General features: G+C 63.7%; 10 protein-coding genes. 6 read left to right on the forward strand and 4 right to left on the reverse strand.

What is annotated here, in order from left to right; all coding sequences use genetic code 11:
- The coding region (locus VEK15_08330; GenBank protein HXV60686.1) for a hypothetical protein at nt 1-977 on the forward strand (977 nt) is incomplete at its 5' end.
- Nucleotides 978-1011: 34 nt separating this feature from the next.
- Here VEK15_08330 and VEK15_08335 read toward each other — a convergent pair.
- From VEK15_08335 to VEK15_08345, 3 genes are all read right to left on the reverse strand, one after another.
- Entirely contained in the window at nt 1012-1263 is a 252-nt protein-coding gene (locus VEK15_08335) for a type II toxin-antitoxin system Phd/YefM family antitoxin (protein ID HXV60687.1), read from the reverse strand.
- Nucleotides 1264-1272: 9 nt separating this feature from the next.
- Nucleotides 1273-2595: a Zn-dependent hydrolase gene (locus VEK15_08340; GenBank protein ID HXV60688.1), complete on the reverse strand. Its 1323-nt coding sequence runs from the start codon at nt 2593-2595 to the stop codon at nt 1273-1275.
- Nucleotides 2596-2665: 70 nt separating this feature from the next.
- Nucleotides 2666-5275, reverse strand: coding sequence for a protein kinase (locus tag VEK15_08345; protein HXV60689.1), 2610 nt, complete (start codon nt 5273-5275; stop codon nt 2666-2668).
- Nucleotides 5276-5763: 488 nt separating this feature from the next.
- Here VEK15_08345 and VEK15_08350 point away from each other — a divergent pair, with 488 nt between their 5' ends.
- From VEK15_08350 to VEK15_08370, 5 genes are all read left to right on the forward strand, one after another.
- Nucleotides 5764-6069: a HigA family addiction module antitoxin gene (locus tag VEK15_08350; protein ID HXV60690.1), complete on the forward strand. Its 306-nt coding sequence runs from the start codon at nt 5764-5766 to the stop codon at nt 6067-6069.
- A 158-nt stretch (nt 6070-6227) separates the two neighbouring features.
- Nucleotides 6228-7250, forward strand: a complete 1023-nt coding sequence (locus VEK15_08355; protein HXV60691.1) for an MBL fold metallo-hydrolase — start codon at nt 6228-6230, stop codon at nt 7248-7250.
- Between the two features lie 202 nt (nt 7251-7452).
- Nucleotides 7453-8757 carry an MFS transporter gene (locus VEK15_08360; protein HXV60692.1) on the forward strand — a complete coding sequence of 435 codons (1305 nt, stop codon included), beginning with the start codon at nt 7453-7455 and terminating at the stop codon, nt 8755-8757.
- 129 nt (nt 8758-8886) lie between these two features.
- A complete protein-coding gene (locus tag VEK15_08365; GenBank protein HXV60693.1) occupies nt 8887-10125 on the forward strand; it encodes a DSD1 family PLP-dependent enzyme in 1239 nt (412 codons plus the stop codon).
- Nucleotides 10126-10378: 253 nt separating this feature from the next.
- On the forward strand, nt 10379-10948 hold the full coding sequence (locus VEK15_08370; protein HXV60694.1) for a hypothetical protein: 570 nt from the start codon (nt 10379-10381) through the stop codon (nt 10946-10948).
- A 190-nt stretch (nt 10949-11138) separates the two neighbouring features.
- On the opposite strand, the gene VEK15_08375 is transcribed toward VEK15_08370, so the two are convergent.
- Nucleotides 11139-12376 (reverse strand): alpha/beta hydrolase-fold protein (locus VEK15_08375; GenBank protein HXV60695.1); only part of this gene is annotated, 1238 nt, incomplete at its 5' end.

The raw sequence follows: 12376 nt of genomic DNA on the forward strand, positions 1-12376 counted from the left end.
ATCCGGATTCAGGCGGTCCGATCGGAGACCCCGAACCGCTGACGACGAACTTTGGCAACCTCGGCTGGGCGCGCGTTTCGGCGGACGGCCAGAGACTCGTCGCGAGTGTGTATGAATTGAGCGCGAGTCTCGAGCTCTACCGCGTGGTCCCCGACGTCGACCCACCGGTCACGTTTGTGCGTGCGTTGAACCCCCGTTCGCTTCGCTGGTGCCGCCTCTCGCCCGACGCGGTGTGGCTCGCTTGCTCGACGATCGGCGCGCCGGAGGATCTCGTGCTCCTGCGCGCCGATGGTTCCGAGTTGCGCCGTCTCACGGACGACGATCACAAGGATCGAAACATACTCTGGTCACGCGACGGCGAGCGACTGCTCTTCATGTCGACCCGCTCCGGGGGGTGGGCCATGTGGTCCGTGCGCGCCGACGGCTCGGAGCTTCGCCAATTGACCGATTTCTCGATCTCGAAGTTTTTTTGGGGGCTCCACTGGTCCCTCGACGGCCAGAAGATCATCGTTCCTTTCGGCGCCGGCAAGCTGGGCGAGCTGCCCGTGAATGAGCTCACGACGGAGCGGGCGCTGAGGACGATCGATATTCCCGGATCGTCGCAGACGTTCATCCCCGGCCCCTGGTCACCTTCCGGAGGGTTGCTCGCCGTGACCGAGATCAATGAGCGAGGGGAGGCCCTGAGCGTCGGCGCAATCGAGCTGACCACCGGGACCTATGACGAGAGCCGGCTCGCGGTGTCGAGACAGGCGGACTGGAACGTTGGCGGTTGGCTTCCCGACTCGCGTTACTTCGTTGCGCGTGGCACGAGGGAGATCGCCCTCGTCGATTCGGAGAGCGGAGATTGGCGCAGGCTCGTGGCCACGACGCGGCCCAACACGAGCTTCAGTCTGAGCGATGACGGCATCTTGCACGTCGAGCCCTCGTCCGAGGACGGGGACATTTGGCTCCTCGAGCGTACCGGCGGTGAGCGTTGACGCGGCGCTCGATCGGTCGCTCTCGCGCGGTACTTCAAAGCTCGACCTTTCTTCCGTAATCATCGGCGCGGTCCAGATCGAGCGCGACTCGCGCGAGCGGCGAGTTACGAAAGAAGCTCAGAAGGCTCCCCTTCGGCCTCGTCAATCGTTTGAAATCCTTCATCGATAGAACGACAGCAGCTTCTCGACCCCGCCGAGTGATCGTTTGAGGTCCCTCCTCGATGGAGCGATCGACGACCTCGCTCAGCTTGTTCTTCGCATCATGGAGCGCCCAAACCCGCTTCATTCCTTCCTCCTACCTGGTTTGTGCGAGCGCCCCCGCATCGACCGCCAGCACGGTCCGCAGCAATACGCTGGCACCGTTCGCCATGTCCTGTGCCGAGGTGAATTCCTGCGGCGAATGGCTGATGCCGCCGACGCTGGGCACGAAGATCATGCCGATCGGTGCGATGTGCGCGATGTCTTGTGCGTCGTGGCCGGCCCCGGACGGCATCCTCAGGTATGAGAAGCCCAGTTCGTCCGCCGCCGTCGCGATGATGTCGCGCATGAGATCGGCCGTCGGTGCAGGCGGCAGGTTGCCGATTTCGTCGAAGTCAATGGGCGTCGATCGCGCCCCGGCGATGCGGCCCGCCTCGGCTTCGATCAGATCGAACACCTTCTGCATCTTCGCCGCCTCGAGATCGCGGATCTCGAGGCTCATCGTCACCTGGCCGGGGACGACGTTCGGCGCGCCGGGCAGCGCCTGGATCTGGCCAACCGTCGCGACCTGGCGGCCTTCCAGCTCGTTCGCGATGCGGTTGATGGCCAGCGTGAGCTCCGCGGCCGAGACCATCGCGTCGCGCCGGCGGTCCATCGGTGTCGTGCCGGCATGGTTCGCCATGCCCTGTACCGTGACATCCCACCAGCGTATCCCGACGATGCCTTCGACGACTCCGATGTCGATGTCCTTTTCATCGAGGATCGCGCCTTGCTCGATGTGCAGCTCGATGTAAGCCGTCACGTCGCCGGGCTTCCTCGCCGCCTGGTCGAGTCGATCCGGATCGCCGCCGACGTGCCGGATGCCGTCGCGCACCGTCAGACCGCTGTGGGTGACGACCTGCATCGCGTCCTCGGTAAGGCTGCCGACCATCGCCCGGCTGCCCGTCAGGTAGCCTTCCTCGTCAGTGAAGCTCACGACCTCCAGCGGGTGACGGGTTTCGATGCCGTGCTCGTTCATGAGCTCGACCGCTTCGATGGCACCGATGACGCCGACGTCACCGTCGTAGTTGCCGCCGCCGGGCACCGAGTCGATGTGCGATCCGAAAAGGATCGGAGGCAGCCCGTCTTCGCCACCGGCGCGGCGGCCGATGATATTGCCGGCCGTGTCGGTGCGGACGTCGAGCCCGGCATCGCGCATGAGTCCGACGATATAGGCGCGGCCGGCGATATCCGCATCGCTGAACGCGACGCGGCTCACGCCCCCTTCGGGGTTCGTACCGAATCGCGACAGTGCGTGGATCCGTGCCTCCATGCGTTCGGCGTTCGCGTGGATCGTTTCCTGCCCGAAGGCAATGACTGCGGCACCGAAATACATGCCTGCGGCAAGAGCAAGAACGATGGAGCGCGGTATCGATCGCATGGCAATGCATCCTCCTGATTTCCGCCCGCAGCGTAGCAGCCTCACGATTGGCGGACGGGATTGACGCGGTTCATCGTGAAGCGCTCAGCGCGTTCTGCAGCACGACGATGTCCGAGTAGATGAGGCCGCCGCGGATCGCAACGGCGTGGTTGCCATCGGACGTGACGCTCACGCGACCGTGCTGATCGCCCGGAACAGAGAAAATGGCGCTCCGCGATGCCAGGACCGGGCCGCGCGAACCGACGTCCACACTGGCAATCGTGTCTCCATCCGTGAAGTAGAACTTGGTGCTGTCCGGGCTAAAGCGAATGGGACTGCCGCCTCGCGTGGAGACCTGGATGGACGCGGCGAGATCCGAGAGCGGCGCCACGCGCGTTTCCTCGGTGCCGGACGCATTCGTCTCGTACGCGAGCCAGCGACCGTCGGGGGACGGTGTCGGCCGGGCCTCGGATGCGGGCGTCGCGAGCAACACGGTCGGTTCCGGCGCCGCGCCGTCCAACGGCACCGACAGGATGTCCGACCGTGCCTGGTCGGACGAATAGGCGTGGTAATACAAGAGGCGCCCGTCTGAGGAAACAGCGCCGGGGTACGCATCCCACTGCGCCGCGACGGGCTCGACCTTTCCTTGCCCATCCGTCAGCACGCTCCACAGGCTCGTGCTCCGTTGGTCCGCGTCGATTGGGAAGGACGTGTAGAAAAGGCGCCTGCTGTCCGGCGCCCACACGGGGGCGAAGGTGTCATCGAGGTAGGTGACCTGCGTCAAGGCGCCCGTATCCAGCGCCACCGTCCAAAGCGTTCGGTTCGCCCCTTCGAGGCGGTCGAGGGCGAGCCACCGGCCGTCCGCCGACAACGTCTGACTCACCCAAGTGCCGGGCGGCACTGGGAGCTCGCGTTCGGCGCCCGCTCGATCGAGTAGCACGACGCGGCGATCGGACCGCGTCGTGCCGGCGATGTAGAAGAGATTGCCCGCCGCGTCCGCACCGGCGGGTGTCGCGTACCGTACGGGGACGTCCTGCGCGAGGACCTCCGCCTCGCCTTCGACCCGCGCGGTGTTCACGTCGAAGCGAGCCGCCAGGACCGACCACGTCCTGCCCTCCTCGCGCGAGAACAGCAGGTGACCGGTCGGAGCCAGGCGCGCGTCCCAGCCGGCGAGGACTTTCCGCAACGTGCCGTCGGGCTCGCGCACGGCGATTTGCCTCTCGCCCTCGGTCATCAACGACACGAGCAACCGTCCGTTCGGGAGCCCCACTCCGCGGCTGACCCATGCGCGCGGGAACGAGACCGTCTCCACGGGCCCGCCGCTCGCGGATACGGATCGGATGGCGTCGTTTTGCAGCGACGGGTATCGGATCCGATCGTCGGCGCCCCAGGTGAGATTGATGAAATAGTCCGTGCCCTCGGCGAGCACGGTCGGCTGGCCGCCAGCGGTCGGGATTTTCATCAACGCCCTGACGCCACTGAACGCGATCCACGCGCCATCGGGAGAGAACACGGGCGAGCGCGCCTGGGGCGGCGCACCCATGACGGGCGTCACCTCGAGGCCGGAGGTGCGCCGCAGGACCAGCCCGCCGCGGGTGGGGTCCACGAGCGCGAGCAGCGTACCATCGGCTGAGACCGCGAATCGGTCGGTGAGCGCGGTGAGATTGTGTTCGTTGATGCCGAGTGTCGCCGCGACGTACGTATTCCTCGCCACCGCGGGGAAGCTTCTCGCGGCACGGAACCATCCCCAGGTGGTAACCACAGTGGCAATCGCGAGCACGCCGATGGCGGCGAGGAGGGCCCGCGTCTTCCGTGTGGGGATGCGTGGCTCGCCTGGCGTCGCGTTCGTCTCGAACGCACCCTCGAGCGCCAGCCGCGCATCACCGATGTCGCGCAGGCGCTGCTTCGCGTCTTTGGCGAGGCAAATTCGCAGCAGCTGACGAAGCACGCCCGGTATCTCCGAAGGCAAAGCTTCCCATTCAGGCTCCTTCGTCAAAACGTGAGCCAGGGTCTCGGACACGTCTTCGCCTGCGAACGCGCGCTTGCCCGTCAGCATCTCGTACAGCACCGCTCCGAACGCCCAGATGTCCGCCCGTTTGTCGACGCGCTTGCCCTTCGCCTGCTCCGGGCTCATGTAGGCGGCGGTTCCCAGGATCACACCGATGTGAGTGGCCTGACGCGTCAGCGTCGGTGAGTGCGATAGCTCGAAATCCGCGACTGTTGTCAGCTCGCCTTCGAGTGCTTTGGCGAGACCATAGTCGAGCACCTTCACGGTGCCGTCTTCCTTCACCTTCACGTTCGCGGGCTTCAGATCGCGGTGGACGACCCCTGCCCCGTGGCCCGCCTCGAGCGCGTCAGCGATCTGCCTGGCGATCGCAATGGCTTCCTGCACCGGAATCGGACCCTCGACAATCCTCTCCGCCAGCGTCGGTCCTTCCACGAGCTCGAGTACCAAGCCGCTGGACTCGAATCCGTAGATGCTCGCGATGTTCGGATGGTTCAGCGACGCGAGGAGCTTCGCTTCACGCTCGAACCGGGCGACGCGCTCTTGGTCACTCGCGAGCTCCTCGGGAAGGACTTTGATGGCAACCGCGCGGTCGAGCTTCGTGTCGCGCGCGCGGTAGACTTCGCCCATGCCGCCCTTGCCGATGGGCGCAGTGATTTCGTACGGACCGAGGCGCGTTCCGGCGGCGAGCGGCATCGGGAGAATGTAGCCGTACGAACGGAAGGTTACAACCCACCTCGACGGATCCCGAACTGACCCCGTACTGTTGGTACCAGCGAGCCAACGAGGCGAAACGCCGACCCATCCCGGCGCTGCGAGCCGTTGAACCCCTGACGAGAGTGTTCATTTCTGACACCAATCCCTGAGTTTGGGCGGTATGGCAAATATTGACGAAAAACAAGCAAGCGATAAACTGGCTAGGTAACGAAGGAGCGAAAAAGTGCCGAGCACCTTGAACCTGTCGCTTACCGACGAGCTGCGGTCGTTCATCGACGCCAACTGCGGAGACGGCACGATGTACGCGACCCCCAGCGAGTTCGTCCGCGACTTGTTGCGGCAACGCAAAGCGCAGCAGGAGGCCGAGTCGGCTCGTGACGGCATGCTCGCTGGTTATCGTGATGCCATCGACGGTCGTGTCGTCGAGTTCCGGGGAGACCTGCTAGAGAAGAAGAGGAAAGATAGCTATGGCAAGAAAGAGGTTTCCACCAATCCATCCTGGCGAGATCCTGCTCGAAGAGTTCCTGAAACCGCTGGGCATTTCTCAGTATCGCATCGCGAAAGACATCGGCGTCTCCCCTCGACGCATCAACGAGATCGTTCACGGCAAGCGAAGCATCACGGCGGATACAGCGCTTCGGCTAGCTCTTTACTTCAAAACGTCAGAAAGGTTCTGGATGAACCTGCAATCTGGCTACGATCTGGAATCGGAGAAAGACCGCTTGGGCTCGCGCCTCGCGGCTGAGGTCCAACCCATGGAGAAAGTAGGATAGTGCGTATCGTCGGATTGCTCGAGGCCGTATATGGAAGCGATGTTCGGGTGATTGGTCGAGCAGACGTCCCACGCGAGCGGCAACACCAAACTCGACGCGGTTGCCCCGGCGCCCCTCCACTCGTATCGTTTCCTCGATCACGAGAGGAGACGCAAACCATGCTGCGACTCAGTGGCCTTCTGGTTTTGGCGATGGTTACGACGGCGGGGCTCGGTCGGGGAGCGGAGGTCGGCGGTGTCGAGGAGCTCGCACCCGACGTCTATTTCTATCAAGGGGATCTCGACAAAGGATATTGCAACAACGGCTTCATCGTGCTCGAAGACTACGTGCTCGTCGTCGACGCCAACTTCCCATCGGCGGCGCGCCTGCTGATTGGCGAGATCCGCAAGATCACCGACAAGCCCATCCGCTTTGCCTTCGACACCCATCATCACGGCGACCACGCCTACGGCAATCAGGTCTGGGTCGACCAGGGAGCGACCGCGGTCGCGAACACCGGGGTCGTCGATGAGATGAAGAAGTACGAGACGGGCCACTACGGGAGCTCTCCGGGGCGATGGGAGGAAGCGGCGAAAGAGCGCGAGGACCTGCGCGACGTGAAGCTCGAGCCGCCGAGTTTGCTCTTCCCCGACACGATGATCTTCGACGACGGAAAACATCGCGTCGAGCTCCGCCACTTCGGAACCGCCCACACCCACGGGGACGGATTCGCGTGGCTTCCGAAGGAGAGGATCCTCTTCACCGGCGATGCCGTGGTCAATGGCCCTCACAACTATGTCGGCGACGGGAACGTGACCGAATGGATCGAGACACTCGATCGAGCGAAGGCGCTCGGCGCCCGAATCGTCGCTCCAGGTCATGGCCCCGTGGGAACGGGGACTCTCGTCTCCGACCAGCAGCTCTTCTTTCGCGAGCTGCGACGCGTCGTCCAGACGAAGAGCGAGACAGGCGGACCTGCGGAAGTCCAGAGCGCTGTCGAGGAAATGGCGTCGGCGCTTCGCCGCAACGAGGCGATCGCCCGCTATGTCGGTGATGGATTTTCCGCCCAGGTCGGCAAAGTCTACACGGAGCTCACGGGAAGGGAGCTACCAAACGGGAGAATCGAGCTCGAAGCCGTCGAGCGACATCTGGCCTCCCACGGCGAGCCCAGCGAGCAGGCTCATAACGACCTGCGGCACTGACATCAGAAGCCAGAGCAGAGTCGGTCACTCGTCAGCAACTCGGTTGGCGTGGTCCGAATCCAACGGCGCATACAGCGCTTCTTTGTCCGAGATCTCGACGCACACTCCCATCGATCGAGCGATCCAGATGAATTCTCGCCGCCCTGACCGACGACGTGAAGTTGCCTTCCCACGCCTCGGACCGTAGAGTCCACGCCTGCCGATGAATTCTTCCTCACCGTCCTGGCCAGCGTGGTACGGCGTCTTCCTCCTGCTCGGCATCTACATCAATTCGTTTCTCGATCGCACCATCCTCACGCTCTTGATCGGACCGGTCCGGGGCACGATGGGTCTCACCGACAGCCAGGTCGGGTTCCTCATCGGTCCCGCGTTCGCGATCTTCTATACGATCGCCGGGCTTCCGCTCGGGTGGCTGGCAGACCGCATGAGCCGGCGGTGGCTCATCGTCATTGGGCAGGCGTTCTGGTCGCTCGCGTCGGTGAGCTTCGGCCTCGGGCGTAACTTCTTTCAACTATCGCTCGCGCGCATCGGTGTGGGGGCGGGCGAGGCCACCCTGACCCCGGCCGCGTACTCCATCATCACCGACTTGTTTCCGAGCGAGCGGCTGGGGCGGGCTCTGAGCGTCTACTCGATGGGAATTCAAATTGGCGGCGGGATGGCGTCGCTTCTCGGCGGCATCCTCATCGGCTGGGTCGGGGAGTCGGCGAGCTACAGGTTGCCCCTCGTGGGCGAGCGTCATATGTGGCAGATCGTGTTCTTCCTCGTCGCGGCCCCGACGGTTCCGCTGACGTTCCTCTTGCTCACGACCTTTCGTGATCCGGTGCGTCGAGACGGTGAGCGCACGGCACGAGATGTCGCACCGGGTGAGTTTTTGCGCTACTTTCGCGACAACGCGGGCGCCTTCTTGTGTCACAACTTCGGTTTCGGACTCCTCGCGCTCTCGGGGCTGGCGGCGTTCTCGTGGATGCCGGAGGTCTTAATTCGCATCCACGGCTGGGAGCGTGCATTCACCGGCAAAGCCATCGGGGTTAACTCGATGCTCGTCGGTATGGCGGGCTTGTACTTCGGTGGTTGGCTCGGGGATCGATGGGGGCGACTCCGAACCGATTCGAAGCTCCGCGTCGGGATCACCGCCGTGGCGATCTGGCTTCCGTTCGGCGTGTCGCTCCCTCTCGCGCCCACGGGTACACTGGCGTTCGGGCTCTGGGTACCGATGACGTTTGCCGCGGCGATGCCCTGGGGAGCGGCGGCCGCCGCGATCCAAGAGCTGGTGCCGAACAAGATGCGCGGTCGTGCAACCGCCGTGTATCTGTTCGTCATCAATATTATTGGCCTCGGCCTCGGACCACAGCTGCTACCGCTCGTGAGCGACCACGTGTTCGGTGATGAGATGCAGATCCATTGGGCGCTCTTCACCGTGACGGTCGCGGCCGAGATGGGCGCCGCAGCGATCTTGGCCTTCGGGTTGAGCCGATTTCGGCGCGCGATCGAGCGTCGGGCGAGCTGATCCCGAGGGCCTCTGACAAGAGCTTGGTGCCTCCGACCACGATGATCGCTGACGCTCTCTTCGTAGGCAGGTTTCCACACCGCCCACGTTCGTTGCGATCGGATGACATTTCGCGTATACACTCGCTCCATGACTGAAAACTCGTTCTCACGCCGCCGATTTCTTCAAGCCGCTGGCGCCGCCGGCGTCTGGACACAAGCTTCTGCGTCCGCCGGGTCGAGGGCCGAGGCGCCCTCCGTCTCCCTCAATGATGCTCGCGAGATAGGGATCTCGAAGTGGGATCTCGATACACCGGCGCTTTGCGTCGATCTCGATGCCCTCGAGGCCAACCTCAGCACGATGCAGAAGACGGTCGGCCAAAACAGGATCGCGAGCCGGCCGCACGCCAAGACCCACAAATGCCCCGCCATTGCCCGGCTCCAGCTCGCAACCGGCTCCGTGGGCATCTGCGTCGCCAAGGTAAGCGAGGCCGAGGTGATGTTCGAGTACGGCATCGATCGGATCCTCATGACGACCACCAACGTGACGCCGTACAAAATCCAACGGGCGATGATGCTACGCAAATGGTGCCCGCAGTTCATCCAAGCCACCGACAGTCCCAATAACGCGCGTGACCTCTCCGAGGCGGCACAGGCCGTCGGCGTCGTCGCCGATGTCGTGGTCGATGTCGACCCGGGGGGCCATCGCACCGGCATTACCCCCGGCGAGCCGGCCCTCGAGCTCGCGCGTCTCGTGGATGCTCTCCCCGGCCTCACACTTCGCGGCATACTCTGTTACGATGGCGGTTCCCAGCATGTGAAGGGATTCCCCCAACGGCGCGCCCAGACGCTCGAGCGGCTCGCGGCTGCCGCGGAAACGTTCGCGTCCATGAAACAGTCCGGGTTGAGCACCGAGATCTTCAGCGGTGGTGGGACGGGCACTTACAACATCGACCACGAGACCTCTGGTCTCACGGACGTCCAGGTCGGAAGCTACATCTTCATGGATGCTCAGTATCTGGCGATCGGCGGCAAGACTGACCCCGAGTTGTATTCCGATTTCGAGCCGTCGCTCACGATTTTGACCACCGTGCTGAACGACCAGTACGAAGGGCAAGCCACCACCGACGCCGGGGCAAAGTCGTGCACGATCAACCAACCATGGGCCATCGTGAAAGGCGAGACCGGCATGACCTATCGGTCTGGATCCGACGAGTTTGGAACGGTCGGTTACGAGAACGCCAGCCGCACGTACCGCGTGGGCGACAAGCTCGAGCTCATCATCTCCCACTGCGACCCGGTGGTGAACCTCTACGATCAGATGTACGCGGTCCGGAACGATCGGGTGGAGGCCGTCTGGCCGATCGCGGCGCGCGGGAAAAGCACGTAGCCGTCGATTCGATCGCGAACCTCGCTCATGACCGTCTCGGCGGCGGTCCTTCAGAGGAGGTCACGCATATCCAGAGCCCGACGGTTTTAGGAGTCTGTCGAGAAAATCGTGTAGACTTCCGCAGGTACTCATGAACGTTCGCCTCATCAACGAGAGTGGAGGAGGGAATTCGATGAGAATTTTCGCAGGGTTGCTCGCGGTCGTCGCTCTTTCCGCGTGGGCGTCGCCAGGATCGTTCCAGAATCAACAGCCGATGACCTTCTTTGTCACGAGCGACGGGCCGGGAAACGGCGGCGACCTCGGCGGGCTCGCCGGGGCGGATGCACTTTGCCAGCGGCTCGGGGCGGCCGCGGGCCGTGGAGAGGCAACCTGGCGCGCCTACCTGAGTCAGGCGCCAGCTGCCGGCGCGGAGCGTGTGGATGCGCGTGACCGCATCGGGAGCGGGCCGTGGCACAACGCCAAGGGTGACTTGATTGCCGCCAATCTCTCCGATTTGCACGAGGATCGAAATAACATCCGCAAGTACACGGCTCTGAACGAGCGTGGCGAAGAGGTTCAAGGTCGCGGCGACTCCCCGAACCGTCACGACATTCTGACTGGCTCCGATTCGATGGGGCGTCTGTTCGACACGGACGCTGGTGTGTCGACCTGCAACAACTGGACGAGCGGCAGCGACGATCACACGGCGCGCCTCGGTCATCATGACCGGCTCGGCGGCGCGAACGCGTCGTGGAACTCGGTGCACACTTCGCGAGGTTGCAGCCAGTCAGCGCTGGAAGGGACCGGTGGCGACGGTTTGATCTACTGCTTCGCCGCGGACTGATCTCGAACCGCGCGAGTCGAACCTCCCCGGAGACTCAGTACCCGGGGCCTCGATGGACGAAGTCGTTGGGGCGAGCCTGCGCTAGCGCGTCGGCTTCATCTCGTCCACCGTAACCCGCCGCTTCGGGGCAAACTCTCGCAGCGCCCCGTAAACGCGTCCCATCCCGTCCGTTTCGAGCAGCAATATCGGCTCAGTAGCGCCAGCTCGTCCGATCCGCACCCGGCGGAGCGCTCTCGAGCATCCGTTCCACCGCCTTGGGGATGAACATCTGATGGTACCGCAAGCGCGACGTGGCATTCGGCCGGGTGTGGTCGCCGTTCCAGCAATGCTCCGCTCGGTCCCCATAATCCACCTCTCCGGCGTAATGGGGGTTCGTTGTACTCTCGAGAAACTCTTCCAGGAGATAAACGGCGTTGTTCAAATAGTAGTTGTCCATATCGCCTACGTAGACGTGGATTTTTCCCTCGAGCTTTTTCCCGAGGGTGGCCCAGTCACGTCTCAGGATGTACGAAAGGTCGTAGTTCTCACGCCAATGCTCGGCGACCTCCCGGTCGATGACGCCGGTCCGCTTGTCCCAAATGCGCTTCGGATAGCCGTCCTCGCCTACGGGTGAATAAACCGCCTCCCAGATATCCCACTGCTGCCCCGAGCGGCTCTTCGTCCCCAGAACCAGCTCCCGGCGGTTCATGTCCTGAAGGGTCGAGCCGACATGGCCGAGATAATCCCGCCGGCCCGGGCGCGGGGTCTGGTGGAAGGGACCGGTCACGAAGTACGCATTCTCATCTTCGTAGAGGTTGACGACGGTGTAGGCGCGAAAGTCGATCGGGTCGGGGCAGGCGGCGAAGCAGCCGTTGTAGTCGTCAGGGTAGAAGACCTGCGCCGCGAGCGCTTCCCAACCTCCCGTCGAGCCGCCGTAGAGAAACCGCGCCCAGCCCTCGCCGATCCCGCGAAACTCTTTCTCGATATGGGGGATGAGCTCGTAGGTGATGGCGTCCCCATAGGGTCCGAGGTTTTCCGAGTTCACCGCGTAGGAATCGTCGTAATAAGGATTCGCATGCTGGATCTCGACGGCGAGAACGCGGGGAAAGTCGGGACCTGTCCAGTCCTTGTAGAACTGATAGGCATGCTCCTGCACGGTACGGTTGTAGCCCTCCCAGCGAAACCGCTCGCTGTATTCGGGAGCGAGATCCTGATCGGGGGGCTCCTCGCGAAATCCGCCGAAGTCATGGGGGAAGTGTCCGTGGAAGATCATGAGCGGGTAACGGGCCTCGGGGTGCTCATCGAAACCCTCGGGAAGCAGCACGTGGGCGCCGATGTGCATCGGCCTTCCCCAGAACTCGGTCAATCGCTCGCTTTGAATACGCACGTGCTTGATGTACTTCGTCGTCGGGGGATCCTCGATGGCGGGGAGCGCGCGGTCGAGCTCGA

The organism is Vicinamibacteria bacterium (genome assembly GCA_035620555.1).
Lineage (GTDB): Bacteria > Acidobacteriota > Vicinamibacteria > Marinacidobacterales > SMYC01 > DASPGQ01.

Excerpts from the sequence above, each read along its gene's own strand:
- VEK15_08335 (HXV60687.1), bottom strand. The coding sequence starts at position 1,263 with ATGAAGCGGGTTTGGGCGCTCCATGATGCGAAGAACAAGCTGAGCGAG.
- VEK15_08340 (HXV60688.1), bottom strand. The coding sequence starts at position 2,595 with ATGCGATCGATACCGCGCTCCATCGTTCTTGCTCTTGCCGCAGGCATG.
- VEK15_08345 (HXV60689.1), bottom strand. The coding sequence starts at position 5,275 with ATGCCGCTCGCCGCCGGAACGCGCCTCGGTCCGTACGAAATCACTGCG.
- VEK15_08350 (HXV60690.1), top strand. The coding sequence starts at position 5,764 with ATGGCAAGAAAGAGGTTTCCACCAATCCATCCTGGCGAGATCCTGCTC.
- VEK15_08355 (HXV60691.1), top strand. The coding sequence starts at position 6,228 with ATGCTGCGACTCAGTGGCCTTCTGGTTTTGGCGATGGTTACGACGGCG.
- VEK15_08360 (HXV60692.1), top strand. The coding sequence starts at position 7,453 with ATGAATTCTTCCTCACCGTCCTGGCCAGCGTGGTACGGCGTCTTCCTC.
- VEK15_08365 (HXV60693.1), top strand. The coding sequence starts at position 8,887 with ATGACTGAAAACTCGTTCTCACGCCGCCGATTTCTTCAAGCCGCTGGC.
- VEK15_08370 (HXV60694.1), top strand. The coding sequence starts at position 10,379 with ATGACCTTCTTTGTCACGAGCGACGGGCCGGGAAACGGCGGCGACCTC.